The following is a 23662-nucleotide window of genomic DNA, read 5'->3' as shown; positions in this document are numbered from 1 at the left end:
GGCCGGGCGCTCGAGTTGATGACGCGGACGCTGGCTTGCCTTGTCCGACTGTCGAGGCGCACATGCTGCTCCGCACGTGTATGGAATGTTTCGTGACCGGGCGAAAAAGTAACCAAATGCTGGCGGATTGCGGAACGGACACACAGCGATACGAAGGCGCAGTCAGAAGCCGCGCGTGAAAGCACGGCGCAATCAATGCAAGTCGCCTGAAACGGCGCGGCGGTTCGAAGACCACCTGCATGAAGCAATCCAAAGCGCGTCGCGCATTTGGTGAACGCGGACCCGCTTTAGCAATCTACAGCGATCCTGGTGCGCCTGAAAGGACGCGACCGTGCTGCGGCGGCAAAAGTGGTCAGAAACGATCGACGTCGACGACGGCCTTGGCGAAGGCCTGAGGCGCTTCCTGCGGCAGGTTGTGGCCAATGCCGCCCGTGATCAGCCGATGCTCATACTTGCCGGAGAATTTCTTGGCATAGGTCGCGGGGTCCGGATGCGGGGCACCGTTCGCATCGCCCTCCAGCGTGATCGTCGGCACGCCGATCATCGGGAATTTGGCGAGTCTTTCTTCCAGATCGTCGTATTTCCGCTCGCCGTCTGCCAGGCTGATCCGCCAGCGGTAATTGTGGATGGTGATGTCGACATGATCCGGGTTCTCGAAGGCCGCCGCGCTGCGGCTGAAGGTGGCATCGTCGAAATTCCATTTCGGCGATGCCAGCTGCCAGATGAGTCTCGCGAATTCCTTTCGGTTTCGCTCGTAGCCGGCACGCCCCCGTTCCGTTGCGAAGTAGAACTGGTACCACCAAGCATGCTCGGCGCCGGGCGGCAGCGGCATCTTGTTGGCCTCACGGCTGCCGATCAGGTAGCCGCTCACGGATACCAGGGCCTTGCACCGATCCGGCCAGAGGGCAGCGATGATGTTGGCGGTTCGCGCGCCCCAATCGCAGCCGGCGATAACCGCCTTTTCGATCCCGAGCGCATCCATCAAGGCGATGATGTCGGCAGCGATCGCCGCCTGCTGGCCGTTGCGCGGCGTTTCGGCGGAGAGAAAGCGGGTCGTACCATAACCGCGCAGATAGGGAACGATCACCCGATAGCCAGCTTCCGCCAGCAAGGGCGCCACATCGACATAGGTGTGGATGTCGTATGGCCAGCCATGCAGAAGAATGACCGCGGGCGCGTCGCTCGCGCCGAGTTCAGCATAGCCTATATTGAGGACCCCCGCCTCGATTTGCTTGAGCGACGCGAAAGATGTGTTCGTGTCCGGCGTGATCGCCGGAATGCCGGCTTGAGCGGCTGATTTTGCGGCGACGCCCGTTACGCCCAATTGCGCGGCGGCCAGCGTCAACGCCGCGGCTCCGATGAACCGCCGGCGCGGTAGATTGATTTCCCCTGTCATCGATTTTCTCCGGACTGTGTGAGCTACAGTCGTGGAATGCGACGTTAGTGTATCTGCGTTGTGACTTCGCAAAACCGCGATTGAAAGCTCGTGTAGTGCACCTGCGCCTAGATACAGTGGGCTACAATTTACTCTCGGCTGCACTATGCGGACGCACTCTCGCGCGCATTCCGCCGGATCGTCTGCGGCGGCTGGCCGAGCGTGCGAAGAAAGGCACGGCGCATGCGATCGGGATCGGCGAAACCCGTCTCCACTGCGATGACGTCCATGGAGTGCCGGCCCTGCTCCATCATCAGCCGGGCCGCCTCCACGCGGAGATTCTCCACGGCTTTGGCGGGCGACTGTCCTGTTTCAGCCCGGAACGCCCGGCTGAACTGGCGCGGGCTCAGCCCTGCCGCTTCCGCCAGTTCTTCCACCGACAACACGCCGTCGAGATTCGCCTTGGCGTAGTCGATAGATTTCTGGATCCGGTCGGACTTCGGCTCGAGCTCGAGCAAGGCCGAGAACTGCGACTGGCCGCCGGCGCGCCGGTGATAGACGACGAGCTTGCGGGCGACTGAGCGCGCAACGTCCTGCCCGTGGTCCTTCTCGATCATCGCAAGCGCAAGATCGATGGTCGCGGTCATCCCGGCAGACGTCCACACGCTTCCGTCGACGATGAAAATGCGATCGTCCTCGACCTTCACGGCCGGGAATCGCTCCTGCAGCCGGCGCGCGAAGGCCCAGTGCGTGGTCGCACGGCGCCCATCCAGCAGGCCGGCCTCCGCAAGAACGAAGGCGCCGGTGCAGGGCGCTGCCACCCGGCGCGACGTTTCAAGCGCCCGACGCGAAAAGGCGATCAGCCCAGGCGTCATCGGCTCGATTGTCGCGCCGGCGCCGAACATCACAGTATCATAGGGTGTCTCGTCGAAGGCCTTCGTGAGCACGCCGAAGCCGGCGGACGACTTGACCTCGCCGCCCGTCTCTGAAAGCAGCTCGATCTCGTAAGCGGGTTCCCCAAGCGCGGAGTTCGCCATCTCGAAGGCGGTAACCGCCGCAAAACCCATGAGCTGGAATCTTGGAAAGACGACAAAGCCGATCCTATGCATGGGCACCTTCCTCACTGAAATTTTCCGCGGGTACGATATTCCCGCTTGAGAGAAACCGCTACGCGGACTTCCCCGATCCGGCACATGAAGCGCGTCACGAGACACGCTTCATGTCTTCGTTCTTATGCAGGTTGGGCGACTGCGTTCTCTCAAGGCGCTTCTCTCTGAGAAATCCCGACCGGGCGGGGCAGTGGCGGCGGACGGCCTAACCCTCCTCGGCGGTTGAGTTATTGCCGGTATGAGTCGATGCGGTTTGGAAGATCGTTCGCGCCTTAGCCCACCGCGGCGCGGTAGCGAGCCGCCGGCACCCTGAGGGATAGGTTCGGCATGAGCTTCTGCCGCGCCGCTTCATAGGCCTCCCAATCGGCAGCATCCGGCAGCGACGGAATGGTGATCCGTTCGCCGAGCTCGAAGCCGGCGAGCGCGGCGTCCACCATGTCCTCGGCGGGCATGACGATGTCACTCGGCACATGCTCCAGAGGAGTCCCCGCAACGCTCCAGAAGTCGGTGGCCGTGGCGCCCGGGAGCACTGCTTGAATGCGGATATTCTTGTCGGCGAGTTCTTTCTGGAGCGACAGCGTAAAGGCGAGCACGAAAGCCTTGCTGCCGCCGTAGACGCCGTTCAGTACCTCCGGCGCGATACCGACGATCGAAGCGATGTTGACGATCGCACCGCTATCGCGCGCCACGAAGCCGGGGACCGCCGCGTAGGTCAACCGGGTCAGAGCGTTGACGTTCAGAGCGATCATCTGCTCCATCTTGTCAACATCGGACGCGAGCAGCGGTCCCGTTGCACCGATGCCGGCATTGTTGACCAGCAGGGTGATGCTGGCGTCGGTCTTCAGTATCTGCTCGACTCGACCGAGATCGGGCTTGTCGCCGAGGTCCGCCGCGACGACCTCGATGGCGCGGCCGGTCTCGTCGGTCAAGCGCTCGGCCAGTTCATTGAGGCGGGACTGGTTGCGGGCGACCAGGACCAGATCGTATCCCCTGCGCGCCAGACGATCGGCATAGATCGCCCCGATGCCGGAGGAAGCGCCGGTAATCAGCGCGGTACCATTCGAGTGCTGGGTCATCATGGGCTCCGTTGGTTTGAGTTTGGAGCCTTGATAGTAAGACGAAAGAACCATGTCTCAAATGTCGTATATCCGTCGATTTAGGACATCCGCTTCGCTGATGTCGGCGAGTACTCATTTGAGCACGCCATCTCCCGCATCGGCGTGTCCGGTCTCGTCGTCGCCTGCGCCGGACCTTCATCGGGCGAAGCCATTGGTCCGCCGATGAGCGCCCCAATTGCCGACGGCTCCCGGGGATCAGTGTCCCAAGCGCACGGCGCGACCGCGAGCGCCATGATGGCGATAGCCATCGCAAAAATCCGCATTTGAACTCTCCTGTTTGCTTATGGAGTGACGATCATCCGAAAGTGAAAGCAAAGGCTTCGACGCCGGGATCGAGGAAGCGAATCTCGAACGTCCGCTCCCGCACTTCTCCCGACTGGCGCACGAGCTGGTAGAGGCGCGTGTCCGTCACCGTTCCGTTGCCGTCGGGGTCAATGTCCGAACCATGATCCGGACCCGGTGCAACGCCGTCGACCAGCACTTGGAAGCGAACTTTCCTGCCGCTCGCCCCTGGTCCGAGGACGAGGTGCAGGTCGCGCGCGCTGAACCTGTAGGTAACCGCTCCTCCCGATCGATTGAGCGTCGCCTGTTCGGCTCCGACCGTCCAGTTACCGGCGAGGCGCCATTGATTGAGACCCGGCTTTCCGGCGGTATAGTCGCGCGCCTCATCGGCCGCGACGCCTTCCGGCGACGCGAAATTTCCGGCTCGCATGTAGCCGAGATAATCCTCGCCGGACTGGAGGTTGGCGATATCGGGCGCAACTTCGGCGCCTTTCGCGGCCGGCCTCACAGGAGCGCCGTTACCCCCGCGGCTGCCTGCCGCTTCCGCCAGCAGTTCCTGGATAACGCGCTCCGACTGCTCGTAATCACCCTCGCCGAAGTGATGGTGCCTGATCCGACCTGCGGCATCGATGAAATAGTGCGCGGGCCAGTAGCTGTTGCCGAAGGCGCGCCAGATCGCGAACTCGTTGTCGATCGCGACGGGATAGCCGATCTCAAAATCTCGGACTGCCCGCTTGACGTTGTCGAAACGCCGTTCAAAGGCAAATTCGGGTGCATGCACGCCGATCACCACCAGGCCCTGATCCCGGTACTTCTCCGCCCAGGCGCGAACATAGGGGATCGTCCGAATACAATTGATGCAGGAATAGGTCCAGAAGTCGACGAGCACGACCTTGCCGCGCAGCTGCTCGACGCTGAGCGGCTCGGAATTCAGCCACTCGACCGCGCCGTCCAGCGACGGGAAGGTGCCCTCCACCGGCAAATTGCTTCGATATGCCCGCTGCTGACCGTTGACGGCCGGTGCGGCAGGATGGTTCGCCGCCGCTTCCGAGGGCTTGCCGCGCAGCCGATCGAGGAGCGACTGCTCGATACTCGTGGTGCCCGCAAAAGAGAGGCGCGCCAGCACCCCCGTATCGAGGTCGAGTGCGATTGCAATTACACCCGCGAGCACTGCAATGCCGAGGCCCTGCCGGAAACGCTCGCCGAGACCGAGCGATCGCTTCATGGCGGCGAACACCCTTCTGCCGGCGAGCACCGCCAGCGCCAGCGAGGTGGCCGCACCCGCGGCATAGGCCGTCAGCAGAAGCGTCGTCCCCATATTGGCGCCATGAAGGGCGGCGCCGGTCAGGACCAGCCCGAGAACCGGACCGGCGCAGGGCGCCCAAAGAAGCCCGGTTGCGACACCAAGGAGAAGGGAGGCTCCGATACTCGCTTTCTGCCCGGTCGCCCTTTGTGAGAGGCGAGCGCCAAGCGCGACTGCCGGGCGGGTAACAACAGCTGCGGCCCGCGGCGAGAGCAGTATCACGCCAAACACCGCGAGCACGGCGATCGCCGCATATCGGCCTGCCTCATTCGCCTGCATCGCCCAGTCGCCGCCGACCGAGGCAAGCGTCGCCACGCCCGCGAATGTCACGACCTTGCCGATGAGCATCGGAAGAATGCTCCTGGCGAATGGCTGACCGGCTCGAGAAAACACGAAAGGCAAGACGGGAAGGATGCAGGGACTGACTATTGTCAGCACACCTGCAAGATAAGCTATCGTGAAAAGGATCATCGTCGTCCCTCTGCAGTGGACCGACGCATTTTTGGCGTCGGTCGCGCTTCAGTCGTGCTGCATGGAACCAGAGCGAAGTATCCGGCTTGTGTTCTCGCCCAAGCGGATCTGTATCAAAGTGCAGGAGGCGCTTTGAAACCTCCTGCTGCCTGTACGAATTGGCGCCGCCGAGCCAGGCCGCACCACCGGGAACTACTGCAGAAGCTTGAGCAGCTCCTTGGCCGCCGACGTCGACGAAGATGGGTTCTGTCCGGTGATCAGCCGGCCGTCGACGACCGTGAAATCCGCCCAATCGGCGGCCTTTTCAAAGCGGCCGCCCAGACGCTTCAACTCGTCCTCGACGAGGAACGGCACGACCTCAGTCAGCTCTACCGCTTCCTCTTCGGAATTGGTGAAGCCGGTGACGCGCTTTCCCTTGATGATGGGCTCTCCCTGATAGGTTACCCGGTGCAGGACGGCCGGGCCGTGGCAGACGGCCGCGACCGGCTTGCCGGCGTTGTAGAAATCTTCGATCAGGACGATCGAGTTCTCGTCGTCGGCGAGGTCCCACATGGGGCCGTGACCACCCGGATAGAAGATCGCGTCGAGGCCGTCCATCTTGACCTCGGCAAGCCGTAGCGTGTTGGCCAGTACCTCCTGAGCGGCGGGGGTCTTTCTTGAAGCGCTCCATCGCCTCGGTCTGGTTGCCCGGTTCGTCGCTCTTGGGGTCGATTGGCGGCTGGCCACCCTTTGGCGAGGCGAGCGTCACCTCTGCTCCGGCGTCCTTGAACACGTAATAGGGGGCTGCGAATTCCTCGAGCCAGAAGCCGGTCGGCTTGCCCGTATTCCCGAGGCGGTCATGCGAAGTCAGAACCATCAGGATTTTCATTGGTCACTCTCCTAGATGGGGGCGTGTCCAAACACATGGATCGCCGGATTATTCTCGAACTCAGGCAGTGCTCAGCTTGAATGTTCGTGATCTCGATTTGGCGCGCACCGATGGCATGGACGCGCCTGGATCGAACAGACGCCGTCCACCGCCCAGGACGGCTGCGGCCTGCGAAAAGCGCGCATTGAGCACGGATCTCCTTACAGTCGAAAAGTGCCTTACGCCCATCGACAGCTTCGACGACGTCGAGGACAGTAACGTCCGCCGCAGGGCGTGCCGGCGCAAAGACGCGCTGGTGTCGGCGGGTGAGGAAGCAGTTTACTATCATACCCGCCTGAGCGGGACATCCAACAGCCGGGCGAAGGAGCGACTCGGCTCCGCGCCACGGCCGCTCCTGTGGAAGGAGGCCGGACGCATTGCCCGCCATGGAAGACGCCGCCCGTGCAAATCGGCCAACGTTGTCGGACTTGAACGGAGATAGGACAATGACCTACGCAAAGACTGACGAAGCGGTCAGGAAGCTTACGCCCGAGCAGTATCGGGTGACACAGCAGAACGGCACCGAACGCCCCTTCACAGGGGAGTATCATGACAACAAAAGCCCGGGGATCTATGTCGACGTCGTTTCCGGCGAACCGCTGTTCGCCTCGGCCGACAAGTTCGATTCCGGCTGCGGCTGGCCGAGCTTCACCAAGCCGATCGTACCGGCAAACATCAACGAATTGCGGGACGACTCGCATGGTATGATCCGCACCGAGGTGCGCTCCGCGCATGGCGACAGTCACCTTGGCCATGTATTTCCCGACGGCCCTCAGGATCGGGGCGGCTTACGTTACTGCATCAATTCCGCGGCACTGCGCTTCATTCCGCGCGACGAAATGGAGGTCGAGGGCTACGGAGCGTATATCAACCAGGTAGAGGATATCTAAAATGACCGAGAGAGCTGTTTTGGCTGGTGGCTGCTTCTGGGGGATGCAGGACTTGATCCGCAAGCTCCCCGGGGTCGTTTCGACCCGCGTAGGCTACACCGGCGGCGATGTGCCGAACGCGACCTACCGCAATCACGGTACCCATGCGGAGAGCATCGAAATCGTCTTCGATCCCGAGACGATCAGCTACAGGCGGATTCTGGAGTTCTTCTTCCAGGTCCACGATCCGACCACGAGAAACCGACAGGGCAACGACATTGGCAGTTCCTACCGGTCGGCGATCTACTATGTCGACGACGAGCAGAAGCGGATAGCCGAGGACACCATCGCAGACGTCGACGCTTCGGGCCTGTGGCCGGGCAAGGTGGTAACCGAAGTCGAGCCGGTGGGGGACTTCTGGCAAGCGGAGCCGGAACACCAGGATTACCTGGAGCGCTACCCCAACGGCTACACCTGCCATTTCCCGCGCTCCAACTGGGTGCTGCCCCGGCGGTCGGCGGCCGAATAGCCGGTCAACTGTCTCGGGCCGCGGAATTCCGGCGCGCCCCAGTAATTGCGAACCGCCCGGCGGAGACGCTGGGCGGACGGAAGGAACATCCCCGCGCTCGTTGGTCGCCATTGCCGATGTAGAATATCATTCCTGATAGCGAAGGAGCGTCCGATGGCTTTCAATACGCAACGGCTTCAATTCGCCGGCCATTCCGGCGCAACCCTGGCAGCCCGACTCGACCTACCAAACGGGCCTTTACGCGCCTACGCACTCTTTGCCCATTGCTTCACCTGTTCCAAGGATCTGGCGGCAGCGCGCCGCATTGCAGCGGAGCTTGCACGCGAGGGTATCGCTGTCCTGCGTTTTGATTTCACGGGGCTAGGGTCGAGTGAAGGCGAATTCGCCTCGACGAATTTCTCGTCCAATGTCGCCGACCTGATTTCGGCGGCCGATTATCTCCGTCAACACTATCAGGCACCGTCGTTGCTGATCGGCCACTCGCTCGGCGGCGCAGCGGTCCTGGACGTCGCGAAGGACATTCCTGAAGTGCGCGCCGTCGCCACGATCGGCGCGCCGGCCGATGTGGGCCATGTGTTGAACAACTTCGGAACAAGCCTTGAGGAGATCGAAACGAGCGGTGCCGCCGAAGTCGATCTTGCCGGACGGAGGTTCCTTGTGAGGAGACACTTTGTCGAGGACGCGCGCTTACAGCGCATCAAAGACGCGGTTGCGAGCCTGAAAAAGCCGCTCCTCATCCTTCACGCGCCGCTGGACCAGACGGTCGGAATCGAGAATGCCACTGAAATCTTCCACGCAGCCAAACATCCCAAAAGCTTTGTTTCGCTCGACAAGGCCGACCACCTGCTTACTGACCCTGAGGACGCAGCCTTCGCAGGGCGGATCATTTCGGGATGGTTGACGCGTTATCTCGCCGCCGACGCGCCGCAGGGGACGGCGCCGATCGAACACGTCCGCATCATGGAAACGGGTGAAGGCAAGTTTCAGAACGCGGTTCAGGCTGGCGGCCATCGGCTTTTCGCGGATGAACCCGAAAACATGGGCGGGCTCGATTCCGGACCGTCACCCTATGACTTCCTGTCGATCGCACTTGGCGCCTGCACCTCGATGACGCTGCGGCTGTATGCCGATCACAAGAAGCTGACGCTCGGGCGCATCGGCGTTGACGTCTCACACGCGAGGATCCATGCCAAGGATTGCGAGGAGTGCACCGAATCGGAACGCAGCGGCGGCACCCGGATCGACCGCTTCGAGCGCGTCATTACCGTTTATGGCGAGGTCTCCGAAGACCTTCGCGAGAAGATTGCCGAAATTGCGGGCAAGTGCCCGGTCCATCGCACGCTCGAAGCTGTGGCGAAGGTAAGAACCGTCGTGAAACCACATCCCAAGTAACAGGACGATAGCCGCAATGTCGATGGCTTTTGCTCAGCGAGCTACTCTCCACCTTCCGCCTTCCGAAGTCAGCGCAGCTTCGCCTTCAGCGACGGATCGGGAAAGCAGGTCGGCTTTAGGCCGTTCTTCGCCTGCCAGTCGCCGAGCGAGCGGCGGGTCTTGTAGCCCGGCAAGCCGTCGACCTTGCCGACATCGTAGCCGGTCGCGACCAGTGCCTTCTGCATGCCGAGCACGTCTGAACGCAGCATCTTGCCGACATCGCCCCATTCGCCGCGAAAGGCGCCGCCGCCCGAGGCGATGCGGTCGGCAAGGTTGCCGATGAACAGCGCGTAAAGGTCGGAATTGTTGTATTCCTTGATCACGTAGAAATTAGGCGTGACCACGAAGCCTGGCCCATGCGTGCCGGCCGGCACCAGCATCATGCCCGAAGCGGATCGTTCGGCGGGTGGAAAGGCCTTGCCCGAGATGCGGGTGATCCCCATGCTAGCCCAATCGGCGATCGGCCGCGCCAGATCCGGTCCCTCCTGGGCGCAGGAAACGCCGCCCGGGATCGACACTTCGAAGCCCCAGTCACGGCCGCCCTGCCAGCCTTTCTTAGAAAGATAATTGGCGATCGAGGCAAGGCTGTCGGGCACCGAATTCCAGATGTCGCGGCGTCCATCGCCATCGAAGTCCACCGCATATTTCAGGAAGCTCGAGGGCAGGAATTGCGGCTGGCCCATGGCGCCCGCCCAGGAGCCGCGCATTTCACTTTCCTTGACGTCGTCGCTCTGCAGGATGGTGAGGGCGGCGATCAGTTCGCGCCGGAACAGCTCCGGCCGCGTCGACATGAAGGCCTTGGTCGCCAGCACGTCCATGATCGGATGTGGGATCTTCGCCCGGCCGAAGCCGGACTCCCGTCCCCAGATGGCAAGCACGACCGGCCCCGGAACGCCGTAGGTCCGCTCGATCCGCTTCAGCGTCGATTGATGAGCGGAGGCGAGGCTCCGGCCCGTCGCCGCCAGCCCCTGCAGCCGCCTTTCGGAGAAATAGGACCCGGGCGAGGAAAACTCGGCCTGGCTCTGCTTGCGCTCCTTCGCCTTCGGGAAGCCGGGCGGCGCCAGGTCGGGCAGGTCCCAATCGAGCTTCACATCCGCAAAGGCCGCCTTGAAGGCCGCGGCAGAAATGCCGGCCTGTCTCGCCTCCGGCCAGAGATCATTCTGCAGCCATTGCCGGAATTGCGTTTCCACGCCGGCCTTGGTGGCGGCGTGAGCGGGAAGGTGCAGAGCGAGGAGCGCGGTGACTGTTGCGAGCAGGCACGCGCGGCGCACCCCCGCACAAAGACCGGTAAACCACGAGGCAACACGAGACTTCAAACGCATCGGCATCCCTTCAGATTGTCGTACGCGCCCTAAGCGCGGCCGTCAGCGTGCCTTCGTCGAGATAGTCGAGCTCGCCGCCGACCGGAACGCCATGGGCGAGGCGGGTGATCTTCACTTCCATGCCTTCGAGCTGGTCGGTGATGTAGTGGGCGGTCGTCTGGCCTTCGACGGTCGCGTTGACCGCGATGACCAGCTCGCGCACCCCGCCCTTGGCGACGCGATCCACCAGGCCCTTGATGTTCAGGTCGTCCGGGCCGATGCCGTCGAGCGGCGACAGCGTGCCGCCGAGCACGTGGTAGGCGGCATTCAGCGCCGCGGCGCGCTCCAGGGCCCACAGATCGGCGACGTCCTCGACGACGATGATCACCGACTGATCGCGCCGCTCGTCGGTGCAGACGGTGCAGGGATCGATCGTATCGACATTGCCGCAGCAGGAGCAGATCTTGACCTTGCGGTGCGCCTCGCCCATCGCCTCGGCAAGCGGCCCGAGCAACTGCTCCTTCTTCTTGACGAGATGCAGCGCCGCGCGCCGCGCGGAACGGGGCCCAAGGCCCGGCACCTTCGCCAGGAGCTGGATGAGCTTTTCGATTTCGGGACCGGTGACTCGCTTTGCCATGGCCGGCTTTTAGCGCATCTCACCGACAAACGGAATCGGTTTGACGGCGATCACCGCGTGGCGATTGCGACGGCCGCGCCAGCCATCGTGCCCGCACTGGCGCGGTTGACGATCCGGACCGCGCGGCGGCTCTTCAGGAACTGGCGCGCCTTGGCCGCCATCATCACCCAGGCGAGATCGATGACGACGAGCACCACGACCATGGTGGCGACAAGTTCCGTCCAGCCAAGGAAGGTCACCGAGCCGAGATCGACGATCGACGGCAGCAGTGCCACGTAGAACATCATGATCTTGGGATTGCCGAGCGTAATCGTCAGGCCGGCAAGAAACATCTTCGATGCCGATCTTGCTTCCGGCAGGCTGTCGCTCGGCAATGCCGGTTCGGCCGACCACATCTTCCAGGCCAGGAAGAGAAGATAGAGAACGCCCGCCCATTTGATGGCGACGAACATCCAATGAAAGGTCTCGGCGATCGCCGCCAAGCCGGCAACGGCGAAGGAGAGCCAGATCGCCTCGCCGACCCACATGGCCGCCAGGAAGGGAAGCACATCGCGCGCGCCCTTGGCGAGTACGCGGGCGACGAGCGCGGCGATGCTCGGTCCCGGCGAACCGGCAGCAATCAACAGCGCGCCGGCAAAGACGAGCAGCGACGCAAGCGACATGGCATTCTCCTCCCCAATAAGCTGAGCTGCAAAGTAGCACGATTTGCGTTCTCGCCAGCAGGAGCCGGTTCAAGCGCTCCAGAGGCCGATCAGAACGGCAGCTTCATGCCCGGCGGGATCGGCAGGCCGGCGGTCAGTTCGCGGGTCTTTTCCGCCTGCATGGCCTCGGCCTTGTCCTTGGCCTCCTTGTGGGCGGCGACGATCAGGTCTTCGAGGATCTCGACATCGTCCTCCTTGAAGAGCGACGGGTCGATCTTCAGGCTCTTCATGTGGCCCTTGCCGTCGAGCCGGACGGTGACGAGGCCGCCGCCGGACATGCCGTCGACTTCGAGTGCGGCGATCTCCGCCTGCAGCTTCTCCATCTTGGCCTGCATTTCCTTGACCTTGCCCATCATGCCGATGATGTCGCGCATCGTCGTCTCCTGTCCTTTGGTATGACTGCCTGAATTCAAAGCGCTGCTTCCACGCTGAGCGTTACTCGATGTCGTCGCCGGGGACGATATCGCCGTCTTCGGATTCGGCCGCAGCCGGAGCGAGGTTTTCGATCTCCTCCGCCGCGGCGCGAATGCGCACGTCGGTAATTCTCGCACCCGGAAAGCGCGCCAGGATCGCTGCGACGTCCGGATCCTGGCGGGCGTCGTTGACGCGCTGTTCCTGGGCCCGCTGTTCGGCCTCGACAAGCGTCGGCTCGCCCGGCTCGCGGCTGTAGCTGACGACCCAGTGGATGCCGGTCCATTCCTTGAGCTTGACGGCCAGTTCATTGAGCAGCGTCTTCGGCGCATCGTCGGGAAGATTGACGTCGAGCCTGCCGGGCTCGATATGCACGAGCCGCAGGAAACCGCGCACCAAGGTCTTCAACTTGATGTCACGATTCTTCGCACAGAGATCGGCGATGTCGCTCACCGAATTGACTGGGACCTTTGGCTCCGCCTTGGCGGCAGCTGCCGGTGCCGGTCCGTCCTCGATGCGCCCAACGCCGACGGGTTGGGCCGCAACGTCTGGAACGGCGCGCAGCATGGTCGCGCCGTTCCCGGACGGGCGCTGGACAGGCGCTGCCTCGATGGAGCGGGCCTGAACCGGCTGGCCGGCCTGGAATTGGGGACTGCCGCCACTGCGGGCCGGCGCCGGGCGCCCGTCGGCAGGCTCGCCGCCCGAAAGCTCCATAAGGCGCCGCGCGGCGTCTTCCGGCGAAGGAAGGTGGGCGGCATGGGCGAGCCTGATCAGCACCATCTCGGCGGCCCCCGCCGGCCGCGCCGAGCTTTCCGCCTCGGGAATGCCCTTGAGGAGCATCTGCCAGATGCGCGACAGGGTGGTGACCGCAACACTGCCGGCGAATTCGGCGCCGCGCCGGCGCTCGATCTCGCTCAAGGACTGATCATTGGCCGCCTCGGGCACATATTTCATGCGCGTCACCAGATGGGTGAAATCGGCGAGGTCGGTCAAGACAACGGTCGGATTGGCGCCAGCTTCGTATTGGGCGGCGAATTCGCCGAGGGCTGCCGCCGCGTCGCCCTTGATGACATGCTCGAAGAGGTCGACGATGCGGGCCCGGTCGGCGAGACCGAGCATCGAACGCACCGTTTCCATCTCGACCGAGCCGCCGCCATGGGCGATCGCCTGGTCGAGCAGCGACAGGCCGTCGCGTGCCGACCCTTCCGCGGCGCGCGCCACCATGGCAAGCGCTTCCGGCTCGAAGGGAACGGCCTCCTTGCTCAGGATGATGGAGAACAGCCCGACCAGATCGGAGGCGCTGATGCGCCTCAAGTCGAAGCGCTGGCAGCGCGACAGGACGGTGATCGGAACCTTGCGGATCTCGGTGGTGGCGAAGATGAACTTCACATGCTCAGGCGGCTCCTCGAGCGTCTTCAGCAGGCCGTTGAAGGCCTGGGTCGAGAGCATGTGCACTTCATCGATGATGTAGACCTTGTAGCGCGCCGAAACAGGCCTGTAGCGCACCTGCTCGATGATCTCGCGGATGTCATCGATGCCGGTGTGGGAGGCGGCGTCCATCTCGATAACGTCGACATGCCGGCCGTCCATGATCGCCTGGCAATGCTCGCCCGGCACGCGCAGGTCGATGGTCGGCTTGTCGATCTCGGCGGTCTTGTAGTTCAGCGCCCGCGCCAGGATGCGCGCCGTCGTCGTCTTGCCGACGCCGCGCACGCCGGTCAGCATATAGGCCTGGGCGATGCGGCCGGTCTCGAAAGCGTTGGTGAGCGTGCGCACCATCGGCTCCTGGCCGACCATCAGATCGGAGAAATCCTTGGGGCGGTATTTGCGCGCCAGAACGCGGTAGGCGGCCGGTTTCTCGACGGGTGAAACTGGGGATGAAATGGGCGCTTCGTCGCTCATCGACCCTGCCGCTGTTCGAACTCTTGTCCCGACAGGACGGAGAAGGTGGGAGGCTGGCACGATGACCCGTGCCGGGGCTCGTTAGGGCTGCTTCCTTCCGGACCTGACCCGGTTGGCGAGTGGCTCGTCCACCACCAACCTCCCGGCTTCCATATCGGCAATATCTGAAGCAAATGCAAGCCAAGCCGCCAAAAAACTGCTATCGATATGCAATACAAGGCGAATCCGCTTGGTCCCGAGGAGATTTTCTTGACCGGTTTCACGCTCGACGAGCGCCTTCAGCGCGATGGCATCCCGATCGCCCCGATCGGCCTCTGCCAGATGCGCCTGATGAACGACCGCCGCTGGCCGTGGCTGATCCTCATTCCGCAGCGGGCCGACGTCTCCGAGGTCTTCCACCTGTCGCCGCTCGATCAGGCGATGCTGACCTTCGAGACCAACATGGTGGCGACCGCGCTGAAGAAGGTCGCCGGAGCGGAGAAGATCAACATCGGCGCGCTCGGCAACGTCGTCCGGCAGCTTCATGTACATGTCATTGCCCGCCGCCAGGGCGATCCGAACTGGCCGGGTCCGGTCTGGGGCTTCGGCAAGGCCGAGCCGTGGCCGGAAGGGGAGCATCAGGCATTTGCAGAACGTATACTGGAAAATCTCTGAACATGACGAAAACGATCTTCGATCTTCACAGCCCCCATCCGGAGCCGAGCACATTCGTCGCCTTTGCGGAAAACCATCTTGATCGGCAATCGGAGCACCGCGCCGACGATTGCGTCGAGAAGGCGCTCGAACATCCGGGCGCGCATTTCCTCGCCTTTTCCGGCGCGAAGCTGATCGTCAAGCACGACGAGAAGATCATCGACCCGCTGTTCGCACCCTATGAGCTTGCAGGTCTCGAACCGACGATCGACGAGGCGGTCCTGCTCGGCTACCTTCCGAACGGCGAGCCGCGGCTTGCCGTGCCGTCCGGCCTGACGGAGGAGACCGTGCCGGAGCCGTTCAAGATCGCCGATGCGCGCATGCTCTACCGGCAGCAGATGCTGCCGGAGGAACTGCTCGGCCAATTCGCCCAAGGGTCGAGCCTGATCACCTGGAACGCCAACAACCGCTTCTGCGGCCGGTGCGGCGGGCCTATGGACGGTGCTGCCGGGGGGTACCGGCGCATCTGCACGGCCTGCGGCCACATGGTCTTTCCGCGCACGGATCCGGTCGTCATCATGCTGACGGTCGATATCGAGCGCGACCTCTGCCTGCTTGGCCGCAGCCCGCATTTCGCGCCCGGCATGTATTCCTGCCTTGCCGGTTTCGTCGAGCCGGGCGAGACAATCGAGAACGCCGTGCGCCGGGAGACCCAGGAGGAATCGGGCATCCGCATCGGCCGGGTGCGCTATCACGCCTCCCAGCCCTGGCCGCTGCCGCACTCGCTGATGATCGGCTGCTTTGCCGAGGCGCGATCGACCGTCATCAAGCGTGACGAGCAGGAGCTCGAGGACGTGCGCTGGTTCACCCGGGCAGAGACGGAAGCGATGCTTGAGCGCTCGACCGGAGTGGCCAGCACGCCGGACGAGCATATACCGCCGCCGAAGGGCGCAATCGCCCACCAGCTCATGCGCGACTGGCTGGCCTGGCCGGAGCGAAGCTGAGCGCGAAGGAGCAGAACCGGTGTCGCGCTCGGAACGGCTGATCGATCTCATTCAGGTGCTAAGACGCCACCGCCGGCCGGTGAGCGGCCGACATCTCGCCGAGGAGACCGGAGTCAGCCTCCGCACCCTCTACCGCGATATTGCCAGCCTGCAGGCCCAAGGCGCCGAGATCGAGGGAGAAGCCGGCATCGGCTACGTCCTCAAGCCCGGCTTCCTGCTGCCGCCAATGATGTTTTCCGAGGAAGAGATCGAGGCGCTGGTGCTCGGTTCGCGCTGGGTGGCGAATCGCGGCGATAAAAGACTCGCGGCAGCAGCCGCCGACGCGTTGGCGAAGATCGGCTCGGTGCTGCCGGCGGAGCTCAAGGAGAAGCTCGACAGTTCGACACTGCTCGTGGGATCGCGCCAAACCATCGCCGAGCGGATCGATCTCGGCCTCTTGCGCAAGGCCATCCGCAGCGAACACAAGCTCGAGCTCTGCTATCTCGACAATGATGGCCGCGACAGCCGCCGCACGGTCTGGCCTTTCGCGCTCGGCTTTTTCGAGGAGGTGCGGGTGCTGGCCGCCTGGTGCGAGCTGCGGCAGGATTTCCGCCATTTCCGGACCGACCGGATCGCAGAAGCGGCAATGCTCGACAATCGCTACCCGCGCCGACGCCAAGCCCTGCTCAAGGACTGGCGCGCCACGCATGGCGTCCACTCCGTCGGGGCTTGAACGACAGAGGAGTTGCTTTTCCGCTACGCGTAGACTGCTGACAAAAACTGACAGCATGCATCAGTAGCTTGAGGGTCCCGAAACAAGGAGACCCATCATGGCAAAAGCCAATCTCATCGTCCTTTATGTAACGGAGCCACTGGCTAGCGTCGAATTCTATCGCAAGCTGCTGGTAAGGAACCGTTGGTCAGCTTCCCGACCTTCTCCTCCTTCGAGCTTCAGAACGGGTTCGTTCTCGGATTGTGGGCAACAGCAGGCGTACAGCCCGGACCGGTCGGTGAAGGCAGCCGCGCCGAACTCGCATTCATGGTGGAAGGGGAAGAAGCGGTTCGCGCGCATTACGAGGAATGGCGGGCGATGGGCCTGCCGATTGCGCAGGAACTGACGAAGATGGATTTCGGACCGACATTCGTCGCCCTCGATCCGGACGGGCATCGCCTTCGTGTCTGCCTTTTCGACGACTAAGGCCTAGCGAAGGTCTCGCTCACACCCCGCGGGCATCGCCGGCGGGGTGTGGAAGACTTACTGCCGCACGCTCCACTGCAATGCAAAGTGCTACAGCGACCTTTGCGCGTCTGGTGACGCGCGACGCTGTAGGACGCGGGGCCATTCTTTAATCAGCGGCCGTAAACGGCTGCTTGAATCTGGGATCGGGAAAGACCGATGTCGCTCAGCGCGTGATCGTCCAGAGCATTCAGCTCGCGTACCGCGCGGCGCAACTTTGCATATTCCACGATCTTCTGACGGATCTTCATTATTTGACACTCCATTTTCTTGACAAAGGCCAAATAGGCATTTGCCTAAGATTTAAGTAGTTCCATGATTGCAAATTAGGCATGCACCAGACGCGTAGCCGGTTAACGAAGTTCGCCACGTTTCCGAGCTGCGTCGGCGCGTCGTGACATCATCCCCACCCTCCGTCATCCTCGGGCTTGACCCGAGCCCGTCATCCTCGGGCTTGACCCGAGGATCCAATCGCAAGCACCGGTGCTGACGGCGATACTGGCCGACCTGGTCTGGATCCTCGGGTCAAGCCCGAGCATGACGGAGGGGCGGAGAACCGTGCTGAGAAGGGCGCCGTAAGCAGGCTCGTCCTCAGAGCACACCGCGCATCGGGTGCGCCTTGTAGGTGCCGAGAATGCGGACGTTTTCCGAGAAGAAGCGCAGCTCGTCCATGGCGTGGCGAACCCCCTCGTCGTCCGGATGGCCCTCGATATCGGCATAGAACTGCGTCGCCACGAACTTGCCGCCGAGCTGATAGCTTTCGAGCTTCGTCATGTTGATGCCGTTGGTGGCAAAGCCGCCCATCGCCTTGTAGAGGGCGGCCGGAATGTTGCGCACGTTGAAGACAAAGGTGGTGATGATCAGCTCGTCGTTCGACTTGCGCGTTGTCCGCTGCTCCTCGCGCGACAGCACGACGAAGCGGGTGACGTTGCTGTCGGTATCCTCGACGTTCTCGGCGATGATCTCCAGCCCGTAGAGGTCGGCGGCAAGGCGTGGGGCGAGCGCAGCCATCGAGCGGTCGCCGGTTTCCGAGACGAGCTTGGCGGCACCGGCCGTGTCGCCCGCGACGATCGGCTTCCACCGATTGGCGCGGACGATCTTGCGGCACTGGCCGAGCGCATGGATGTGGCTGTGCACGGTGCGGATTTCATCATGCCTGACGCCCGGAAGCACCATCAGCTGGAAGCGGATCGGCATGAAATATTCGCCGACGATGTGGAGACGCGATTCGGGCAGCAGGTGATGAATGTCGGCGACGCGGCCGGCGATCGTGTTCTCGATCGGGATCATGCCGAGATCGGCCTCGCCGTTCTCGACCGCAAGAAAGGCGTCCTCGAAGGTCTGGCAGGGCAAAGGCTCCATGGACGGGAACATGTCGCGGCAAGCCATGTCGGAATTGGCGCCGAAGTCGCCCTGGAAGGAAATCCTGTTGGTCTTGGCGGTCACTTTGGTTCCCCTTTCAGGCCGAGAGTATGCGGCGGGCTTTTTCCAGGTCGGCCGGCGTGTCGACGCCGAGCGGCACGGAATTGGCGATCTCGACATCGATGCGCATGCCGGCTTCGAGCGCCCGCAACTGCTCGAGCGATTCGCGCCTTTCGAGCGTCGAAGGCTTCAGCGACACGAAAGTCTCGAGCGCCCTGCGCCGGTAGGCGTAAAGGCCGATATGGTGGTAGAGCGGCCCCGCGCCATAGGGTGCCGTCGCGCGGGTGAAATAGAGGGCGCGCAGCCGGCTCTCGGAAAGCGGCGAACCGACGACCTTGACGACGTTCGGATTGGTCTTTTCGTGCTCGTCGGTGATCTCCACCGTCAGGGTGGCGATGTCGGTCGTCGCGTTTTCGAGCGGCCTCAGCGCTGCGCGAATCGGACCGGGCTCGATGGTCGGCAGGTCGCCCTGGACATTGATGACGATCTCGGCCTCGCCGGTTGGATCGGCCTTCGTGAGCGCCTCGTAGATCCGGTCGGACCCGGACTGGTGATCGACGCGCGTCATGATCGCCTCGAAACCGGCGTCGCTCACCGCCTCGAAGACCTCTCTATGATCGACGGCGACGACGATTCGGCCGACATCGGCTTCCGCGGCGCGTTTGGCGACCTGGACGATCATCGGCAGGCCGCAGATGTCGGCGAGCGGCTTGCCCGGCAGGCGTGTCGAGGCCATGCGCGCTGGAATGAGCACGAGGGCTTTGCCCGAAAGTTCACGATTCATCATCTTGCCTTCAAAAGCCCTGCAGAAAGTGTCAAAAGGTCTCACTTCGGGGCCGATAATCTCTGTTGCAACGCAGAGCCAAAAGACATAGGTTCCGCGCGATTTCAAGATGGGCCGGTTTTTTGTTTGCGCCGGTGGCAAAGGGAGCGTTTGCAGATGAATCCATATGTGAACATGGGTGTGGGTGCCTTGTTGGGCACGGTCTTCGTGCTGATGACCGTGTCCATTGCGTCTGAAGGCATTTTCCATTCCGAAGCTCCCGAGAAGGAAGGTTTCGCAATCGTCGCCGAGGAACCGACTGCCGAAGGCGGTGCGGCTGGCGGCGAAGAAGCCAAGCCGGAGCCGATCGGCCCGCTGCTCGCCAAGGCCGATGCTGCTGCCGGCCAAGCTGTGTTCAAGAAATGCGCAAGCTGTCACACCTCAGAGAAGGGCGGAGCGAACAAGGTCGGCCCCAATCTCTGGAGCGTCATCAACCGTCCGGTCGCCTCGCATGAGGGCTTCGCCTACTCCGCCGGCATGAAGACCTTTTCGGAAGGCGGCAAGATCGTCTGGGACTACGACCACCTGAGCTACTTCCTCGAGGCGCCGAAGAAGCACGTGCCGGGCACCGCCATGGGCTTTGCCGGCCTCAAGAAGCCGGACGAGCGGGCCAACCTCATCGCCTGGCTGCGCGAGCAGGCGGACAGCCCGGCACCGCTGCCGACGGCGGACGCAACCGGCGCCACAGAAGCAGCACCGGCTGCGGCCCCTGCCGAAGGTGGTCAGGCGGCCGCCCCGGCCCCCGCTCCGGCAAACTGAGCGCTCGATATTTCCGAGGAGAGCCCGGTCATCGACCGGGCTTTTTCTATCCGACCAGACGCGTTCCGGAGAAGCATCGGAACCTTTGCGGCGATGCCGCGCCTATCGGATTTTCCTTTGGCAATGCTAATATCTGTGCAAATGACAATGTAACCAAATGCGATCCGATCGGAGTCAAGTCCTGTCTTCATGGCGAGCGGGACGGGCCTGCTCGGAGCGAAGGAGCGGACGATAGATGACCGGCGGTGCAGAAACTTTCCTGTTCGAGACCCATCCGAACCCCATGGCAGCGGGCGAGCGCGAGGCCTTGCTGCAGAACCCGGGCTTCGGCCGCGTGCTGACCGATCACATGGCGACGATCCGCTATTCCGAGGGACGCGGCTGGCATGGCGCCAAGATCGAACCGCGGAAGGCCTTGGAACTCAGCCCTTCGACGGTGGTGCTGCACTATGCGCAGGAGATCTTCGAAGGCATGAAGGCCTACCGCCTGCCGGACGGCGGTGCCACACTGTTCCGGCCTGACGCCAATGCGCGCCGTTTCACCAACTCCGCCACGCGCCTGGCAATGGCCCCCTTGCCGGAAGAACTGTTCGTCGAGTCCGCGCGCGCCCTGGTGCGGACGGATCGCGACTGGATTCCGGCGGCTGAAGGCGCCTCGCTCTATCTCCGGCCGTTCATGATCGCCACGGAAGCGATTCTCGGCGTAAAGCCGTCGTCCGACTATCTCTATTGCGTGATCGCCTCGCCGGTCGGCTCCTATTTCAAGGGCGGCGCGCCGGCAGTCACTCTCTGGGTCTCCGAGCATTACACGCGGGCGGCCCCCGGCGGCACGGGCGAGGCGAAATGCGGCGGCAACTATGCGGCAAGCCTCGCGGCACAGGCGGAAGCAAGCCGCGAAGGCTGCGACCAGGTCGTGTTCCTCGACGCCGTCGAGCGGCGCTGGATCGAGGAACTCGGTGGCATGAACGTCTTCTTCGTCTTCGCCGACGGCTCGCTGCAGACGCCGCCGCTCACCGGCACGATCCTGCCGGGCATCACCCGCGATTCGCTGATCACGCTCGCCCGCGACCTGGGCCTCACGGTGCGCGAGGAGCCCTATGCCATCGACCAGTGGCAGGCCGATGCGGAGAGCGGAAGGCTGACCGAGGCCTTCGCCTGCGGCACGGCCGCGGTGGTGACGCCGATCGGCAAGGTGAAGGGCCGCACACGCAGCTTCACGATCGGCGATGGCGGGGCGGGCCCGGTCGCTGGCCAGCTGAAGGCGGCGCTGCTCGACATCCAGAACGGGCGCGCGCCCGACCGGCACGGCTGGCTCGACCGGCTGTTCTGAGCAGCGGACGACCTGCGGCTCCTCATCCGGCCTGCAGGCCACCTTCTCCCCGTACATGGGCGAAGGAGAGTCGCGGCAAGCGCCTTGCCTAAAAACCCCTGTCCCCGAAAAGCGTAGGGCGATGGGACGGATTCCGCGTCACATCAAGAGGTAAGCCCAGGCCGACACGCTGATGACGCCGAGCGCCGTTGTCAGCGTGATGGTCGAGGAAGCGAGGCCGTGGCCGACATTGAAATGGTTGGCGATCAGCCAGGCATTGACGCCGGTCGGCACAGACGAGGTCAGGACGAGGGCGGCGGTCCAGCTGTCGCTGAGGCCAAGAAGATGGCAGGCGGCGAAGACGGCGCCCGGAAGCACGATGAGCTTCAGCATGCTGGTGACGGTGGCAAGTCCGGTATTGCCGGCAAGTCCGTATTTGTCGAGCGCCATGCCGATCGAGACGAGCGCGGCGGGCGCGGCAACCCCGGCAAGCTGATCGACGACGATCTTCGCCGGCCCGCCGAGCGGCTGGCCGAGGAGATGGAAAAGGGCGCCGAAGGCGAGGCCGATCACCAGCGGATTGCGGACGAGGTTGCGGCCGACGCCCGCCAGGAGCTTGACGAGGCCCTGCCGCGGGCGGCCACTGGTCTTCTGATCGGCGCGATCCATCAGCACGGTCCCGGCGATCATCATCACCGGCAGATGCACGGAAAGCAGGATCGAGAGCGCGACGATTCCCTCTTCTCCCACCACGCGCGAAACCAGCGGCAGCCCGATGAACACCGTGTTGGCGAAGGCGGACGAGACGCCCGCCAGCACACCCATGCGCTGATCGCGGCCGAAGCCGAGGGTTGCTGCCAGATGGCCGATGGTCCAGGTAACGGCGACGCCGGAGAAATAGGCGACCCAGAGCGGCCAGGGCGACCCCTCTTTGAAATCCGCCTCGGCAATGGTGCGGAACAAAAGGACCGGCACGGCCACCCGGAAGACGAAGTCGCCGAGCGCCTCGCCTACGGCCGGCTTCAGGTAGCCGAACTTCACGATCAGCCAGCCGGTCAGGATCAGCACGAAGATCGGGAGCACATTCAAGAAAACTTCGGACATGCGCGAGCCTTATCACGACGTTTCGGCTTGAACCGACCGATCGCGATCGATTCCGGAGAGCAGGTCGGGGGGAGCGCGCCCGGGGCCGCGCATTTGTGATTCATGCAGATACCGACGCATAGACCCGTTTGAGCGACGGAAGCAAGGCAGCGATTGAGGGAAAGGCGCCCCAGCTGCGACCATTTGCACCCGGAACATTCAGTCGTCACAAAGCGTTGCGACCGAGGACGGGAACAACAGGAATGTCGAGCGAACATCCGACCTATTCGCACAAGGACGACGACCCGCATCTGACCGATGACGATCTGGCGCTAAAGGTCCTGCGTTTCCTTCGCTACGCAACTTTCATCGACACGAGCGACATAGACGTCATTGCCCTCGGTAACATGGTGGTCTTGTCCGGTACGGTCGCGCGCGAAGCGGATATCGCCTGTGCCGGCGAGGCAGCGGCCTCGGTCATCGGCGTCCAGAGCGTCGAGAACCGGCTGACGGCGCGGCCGGGCGAAGCGGCGGGCTGAGCAGCGGAAGACCGCGGAGGACAAGCCATGAAGGACAGCATCGAAAAGCGCATTGAACTTGCAGCTCCGATCGACAGGGTCTGGCGCGCCTTGACCGATCATGAGGCCTTCGGCGAATGGTTTCGCGTCAAGCTCGACGGCCCCTTCGTCGTCGGTCAGGTCACGACCGGCGAGATCACCTATCCCGGCCACGAAGGCGTCAAGTGGACCTCGGTGACGGAGCGGATGGAGGCGCCGCGGCTCTTTGCCTTTCGCTGGCCGCACTCCGAAGATCCGGATGCCGATTTTTCGAGCTCACCTTCGACACGCGTCGAATTCCACCTCAAACCCACGACCAAGGGTACGCATCTGACGATCACCGAAGCGGGCTTCGGCTCGCTGCCGGAGGAGCGACGCGAGGAGGCGGTTTGCAACAACGAGAAGGGATGGGAGATCCAGACCCAGAACATCAAGGCCTTTGTCGAACCCTGATTCGGCAGCGACACGTCACGATCATTGGCCCAGACTCGGCTGAGAACCCGGCGTTGA

23 protein-coding genes, 1 other RNA gene and 3 pseudogenes are annotated in these 23662 nt (G+C 63.4%); 12 read left to right on the top strand and 15 right to left on the bottom strand.

Going from position 1 to position 23662, the window contains the following annotated elements; translation table 11 throughout:
* Positions 1 to 352 precede the first annotated feature (352 nt).
* From USDA257_RS29615 to USDA257_RS29590, 5 genes and pseudogenes are all read right to left on the bottom strand, one after another.
* Complete coding sequence (locus USDA257_RS29615) at positions 353 to 1396, bottom strand: alpha/beta fold hydrolase (RefSeq protein ID WP_014766673.1); 1044 nt, start codon at positions 1394 to 1396, stop codon at positions 353 to 355.
* A 143-nt stretch (positions 1397 to 1539) separates the two neighbouring features.
* Positions 1540 to 2484: a GlxA family transcriptional regulator gene (locus USDA257_RS29610; protein ID WP_014766672.1), complete on the bottom strand. Its 945-nt coding sequence runs from the start codon at positions 2482 to 2484 to the stop codon at positions 1540 to 1542.
* A gap of 272 nt (positions 2485 to 2756) precedes the next feature.
* Entirely contained in the window at positions 2757 to 3560 is an 804-nt protein-coding gene (locus USDA257_RS29605; protein WP_014766671.1) for an SDR family NAD(P)-dependent oxidoreductase, read from the bottom strand.
* Positions 3561 to 3897: 337 nt separating this feature from the next.
* A complete protein-coding gene (locus USDA257_RS29595) occupies positions 3898 to 5658 on the bottom strand; it encodes a cytochrome c biogenesis protein DipZ (RefSeq protein WP_014766669.1) in 1761 nt (586 codons plus the stop codon).
* 192 nt (positions 5659 to 5850) lie between these two features.
* Positions 5851 to 6526, bottom strand: a pseudogene (locus tag USDA257_RS29590) (type 1 glutamine amidotransferase domain-containing protein).
* 283 nt (positions 6527 to 6809) lie between these two features.
* On the opposite strand from USDA257_RS29590, the pseudogene USDA257_RS38610 reads away from it, so the two are divergent.
* From USDA257_RS38610 to USDA257_RS29575, 4 genes and pseudogenes are all read left to right on the top strand, one after another.
* A pseudogene (locus USDA257_RS38610) lies at positions 6810 to 7007 on the top strand (hypothetical protein); the annotation flags it as partial.
* Between the two features lie 4 nt (positions 7008 to 7011).
* Positions 7012 to 7455: a peptide-methionine (R)-S-oxide reductase MsrB gene (msrB, locus tag USDA257_RS29585; protein ID WP_014766666.1), complete on the top strand. Its 444-nt coding sequence runs from the start codon at positions 7012 to 7014 to the stop codon at positions 7453 to 7455.
* Position 7456: 1 nt separating this feature from the next.
* Positions 7457 to 7963: a peptide-methionine (S)-S-oxide reductase MsrA gene (gene msrA, locus USDA257_RS29580; protein ID WP_014766665.1), complete on the top strand. Its 507-nt coding sequence runs from the start codon at positions 7457 to 7459 to the stop codon at positions 7961 to 7963.
* Between the two features lie 153 nt (positions 7964 to 8116).
* Entirely contained in the window at positions 8117 to 9355 is a 1239-nt protein-coding gene (locus tag USDA257_RS29575) for a bifunctional alpha/beta hydrolase/OsmC family protein (RefSeq protein WP_014766664.1), read from the top strand.
* Positions 9356 to 9423: 68 nt separating this feature from the next.
* Here USDA257_RS29575 and USDA257_RS29570 read toward each other — a convergent pair whose 3' ends face one another.
* From USDA257_RS29570 to ffs, 6 genes are all read right to left on the bottom strand, one after another.
* Positions 9424 to 10716, bottom strand: a complete 1293-nt coding sequence (locus USDA257_RS29570; protein ID WP_014766663.1) for a lytic murein transglycosylase — start codon at positions 10714 to 10716, stop codon at positions 9424 to 9426.
* A 10-nt stretch (positions 10717 to 10726) separates the two neighbouring features.
* Positions 10727 to 11332 carry a recombination mediator RecR gene (gene recR / locus USDA257_RS29565; RefSeq protein WP_014330655.1) on the bottom strand — a complete coding sequence of 202 codons (606 nt, stop codon included), beginning with the start codon at positions 11330 to 11332 and terminating at the stop codon, positions 10727 to 10729.
* 50 nt (positions 11333 to 11382) lie between these two features.
* Positions 11383 to 11994 carry a LysE family translocator gene (locus tag USDA257_RS29560; RefSeq protein WP_014766662.1) on the bottom strand — a complete coding sequence of 204 codons (612 nt, stop codon included), beginning with the start codon at positions 11992 to 11994 and terminating at the stop codon, positions 11383 to 11385.
* Between the two features lie 89 nt (positions 11995 to 12083).
* Positions 12084 to 12407, bottom strand: a complete 324-nt coding sequence (locus USDA257_RS29555; protein WP_014766661.1) for a YbaB/EbfC family nucleoid-associated protein — start codon at positions 12405 to 12407, stop codon at positions 12084 to 12086.
* A 61-nt stretch (positions 12408 to 12468) separates the two neighbouring features.
* A complete protein-coding gene (locus tag USDA257_RS29550) occupies positions 12469 to 14346 on the bottom strand; it encodes a DNA polymerase III subunit gamma/tau (RefSeq protein ID WP_041414838.1) in 1878 nt (625 codons plus the stop codon).
* A 45-nt stretch (positions 14347 to 14391) separates the two neighbouring features.
* An RNA gene (gene ffs, locus USDA257_RS34690) (signal recognition particle sRNA small type) lies at positions 14392 to 14489 on the bottom strand.
* 64 nt (positions 14490 to 14553) lie between these two features.
* On the opposite strand from ffs, the gene USDA257_RS29545 reads away from it, so the two are divergent.
* The 4 genes and pseudogenes from USDA257_RS29545 (at position 14554) to USDA257_RS29530 (ending at position 17160) form a co-directional block, all read left to right on the top strand.
* On the top strand, positions 14554 to 15000 hold the full coding sequence (locus USDA257_RS29545; protein ID WP_041414837.1) for an HIT domain-containing protein: 447 nt from the start codon (positions 14554 to 14556) through the stop codon (positions 14998 to 15000).
* A gap of 2 nt (positions 15001 to 15002) precedes the next feature.
* Positions 15003 to 15983, top strand: coding sequence for an NAD(+) diphosphatase (gene nudC / locus USDA257_RS29540; RefSeq protein WP_041414836.1), 981 nt, complete (start codon positions 15003 to 15005; stop codon positions 15981 to 15983).
* 19 nt (positions 15984 to 16002) lie between these two features.
* Positions 16003 to 16695 carry a helix-turn-helix transcriptional regulator gene (locus USDA257_RS29535; protein ID WP_014766658.1) on the top strand — a complete coding sequence of 231 codons (693 nt, stop codon included), beginning with the start codon at positions 16003 to 16005 and terminating at the stop codon, positions 16693 to 16695.
* Positions 16696 to 16792: 97 nt separating this feature from the next.
* Positions 16793 to 17160, top strand: a pseudogene (locus tag USDA257_RS29530) (VOC family protein).
* 152 nt (positions 17161 to 17312) lie between these two features.
* Here USDA257_RS29530 and USDA257_RS34685 read toward each other — a convergent pair.
* The 3 genes from USDA257_RS34685 to USDA257_RS29520 form a co-directional block, all read right to left on the bottom strand.
* The gene (locus USDA257_RS34685; protein ID WP_014766656.1) at positions 17313 to 17450 is read right to left on the bottom strand and encodes a DUF1127 domain-containing protein; all 138 of its coding nucleotides are present in this window, start codon (positions 17448 to 17450) and stop codon (positions 17313 to 17315) included.
* A gap of 340 nt (positions 17451 to 17790) precedes the next feature.
* On the bottom strand, positions 17791 to 18645 hold the full coding sequence (locus USDA257_RS29525; protein WP_041414835.1) for a prephenate dehydratase: 855 nt from the start codon (positions 18643 to 18645) through the stop codon (positions 17791 to 17793).
* A gap of 13 nt (positions 18646 to 18658) precedes the next feature.
* Positions 18659 to 19405, bottom strand: coding sequence for a 3-deoxy-manno-octulosonate cytidylyltransferase (locus tag USDA257_RS29520; RefSeq protein ID WP_014766654.1), 747 nt, complete (start codon positions 19403 to 19405; stop codon positions 18659 to 18661).
* Between the two features lie 156 nt (positions 19406 to 19561).
* Here USDA257_RS29520 and USDA257_RS29515 point away from each other — a divergent pair, with 156 nt between their 5' ends.
* Together USDA257_RS29515 and USDA257_RS29505 are read left to right on the top strand one after the other, a co-directional pair.
* A complete protein-coding gene (locus USDA257_RS29515; protein WP_014766653.1) occupies positions 19562 to 20203 on the top strand; it encodes a c-type cytochrome in 642 nt (213 codons plus the stop codon).
* A gap of 235 nt (positions 20204 to 20438) precedes the next feature.
* Positions 20439 to 21533: a branched-chain amino acid aminotransferase gene (locus USDA257_RS29505; RefSeq protein ID WP_014766652.1), complete on the top strand. Its 1095-nt coding sequence runs from the start codon at positions 20439 to 20441 to the stop codon at positions 21531 to 21533.
* Positions 21534 to 21671: 138 nt separating this feature from the next.
* Here the strand turns inward: USDA257_RS29505 and USDA257_RS29500 are convergent, their stop codons facing one another.
* Positions 21672 to 22616, bottom strand: a complete 945-nt coding sequence (locus tag USDA257_RS29500; protein WP_014766651.1) for an AEC family transporter — start codon at positions 22614 to 22616, stop codon at positions 21672 to 21674.
* Positions 22617 to 22858: 242 nt separating this feature from the next.
* Here USDA257_RS29500 and USDA257_RS29495 point away from each other — a divergent pair, with 242 nt between their 5' ends.
* Together USDA257_RS29495 and USDA257_RS29490 are read left to right on the top strand one after the other, a co-directional pair.
* On the top strand, positions 22859 to 23134 hold the full coding sequence (locus USDA257_RS29495) for a BON domain-containing protein (protein ID WP_014766650.1): 276 nt from the start codon (positions 22859 to 22861) through the stop codon (positions 23132 to 23134).
* Positions 23135 to 23161: 27 nt separating this feature from the next.
* Complete coding sequence (locus tag USDA257_RS29490) at positions 23162 to 23605, top strand: SRPBCC family protein (RefSeq protein WP_014766649.1); 444 nt, start codon at positions 23162 to 23164, stop codon at positions 23603 to 23605.
* Positions 23606 to 23662 lie beyond the last annotated feature (57 nt).

Source organism: Sinorhizobium fredii USDA 257, assembly GCF_000265205.3.
Taxonomy (GTDB): Bacteria; Pseudomonadota; Alphaproteobacteria; order Rhizobiales; family Rhizobiaceae; genus Sinorhizobium; species Sinorhizobium fredii_B.
Note: the sequence above shows the minus strand (reverse complement) of the source record. Positions and strands in the feature narration are given on the sequence as shown.

Coding starts and splice junctions, on each gene's coding strand:
- USDA257_RS29500 (WP_014766651.1), bottom strand. CDS start 22,616: ATGTCCGAAGTTTTCTTGAATGTGCTCCCGATCTTCGTGCTGATCCTG.
- USDA257_RS29545 (WP_041414837.1), top strand. CDS start 14,554: ATGCAATACAAGGCGAATCCGCTTGGTCCCGAGGAGATTTTCTTGACC.
- USDA257_RS29575 (WP_014766664.1), top strand. CDS start 8,117: ATGGCTTTCAATACGCAACGGCTTCAATTCGCCGGCCATTCCGGCGCA.
- USDA257_RS29490 (WP_014766649.1), top strand. CDS start 23,162: ATGAAGGACAGCATCGAAAAGCGCATTGAACTTGCAGCTCCGATCGAC.
- USDA257_RS29520 (WP_014766654.1), bottom strand. CDS start 19,405: ATGAATCGTGAACTTTCGGGCAAAGCCCTCGTGCTCATTCCAGCGCGC.
- USDA257_RS29570 (WP_014766663.1), bottom strand. CDS start 10,716: ATGCGTTTGAAGTCTCGTGTTGCCTCGTGGTTTACCGGTCTTTGTGCG.
- USDA257_RS29615 (WP_014766673.1), bottom strand. CDS start 1,396: ATGACAGGGGAAATCAATCTACCGCGCCGGCGGTTCATCGGAGCCGCG.
- USDA257_RS29605 (WP_014766671.1), bottom strand. CDS start 3,560: ATGACCCAGCACTCGAATGGTACCGCGCTGATTACCGGCGCTTCCTCC.
- USDA257_RS29560 (WP_014766662.1), bottom strand. CDS start 11,994: ATGTCGCTTGCGTCGCTGCTCGTCTTTGCCGGCGCGCTGTTGATTGCT.
- USDA257_RS34685 (WP_014766656.1), bottom strand. CDS start 17,450: ATGAAGATCCGTCAGAAGATCGTGGAATATGCAAAGTTGCGCCGCGCG.
- recR (WP_014330655.1), bottom strand. CDS start 11,332: ATGGCAAAGCGAGTCACCGGTCCCGAAATCGAAAAGCTCATCCAGCTC.
- msrB (WP_014766666.1), top strand. CDS start 7,012: ATGACCTACGCAAAGACTGACGAAGCGGTCAGGAAGCTTACGCCCGAG.
- USDA257_RS29505 (WP_014766652.1), top strand. CDS start 20,439: ATGACCGGCGGTGCAGAAACTTTCCTGTTCGAGACCCATCCGAACCCC.
- nudC (WP_041414836.1), top strand. CDS start 15,003: ATGACGAAAACGATCTTCGATCTTCACAGCCCCCATCCGGAGCCGAGC.
- USDA257_RS29595 (WP_014766669.1), bottom strand. CDS start 5,658: ATGATCCTTTTCACGATAGCTTATCTTGCAGGTGTGCTGACAATAGTC.
- msrA (WP_014766665.1), top strand. CDS start 7,457: ATGACCGAGAGAGCTGTTTTGGCTGGTGGCTGCTTCTGGGGGATGCAG.
- USDA257_RS29555 (WP_014766661.1), bottom strand. CDS start 12,407: ATGCGCGACATCATCGGCATGATGGGCAAGGTCAAGGAAATGCAGGCC.
- USDA257_RS29495 (WP_014766650.1), top strand. CDS start 22,859: ATGTCGAGCGAACATCCGACCTATTCGCACAAGGACGACGACCCGCAT.
- USDA257_RS29610 (WP_014766672.1), bottom strand. CDS start 2,484: ATGCATAGGATCGGCTTTGTCGTCTTTCCAAGATTCCAGCTCATGGGT.
- USDA257_RS29515 (WP_014766653.1), top strand. CDS start 19,562: ATGAATCCATATGTGAACATGGGTGTGGGTGCCTTGTTGGGCACGGTC.
- USDA257_RS29550 (WP_041414838.1), bottom strand. CDS start 14,346: ATGAGCGACGAAGCGCCCATTTCATCCCCAGTTTCACCCGTCGAGAAA.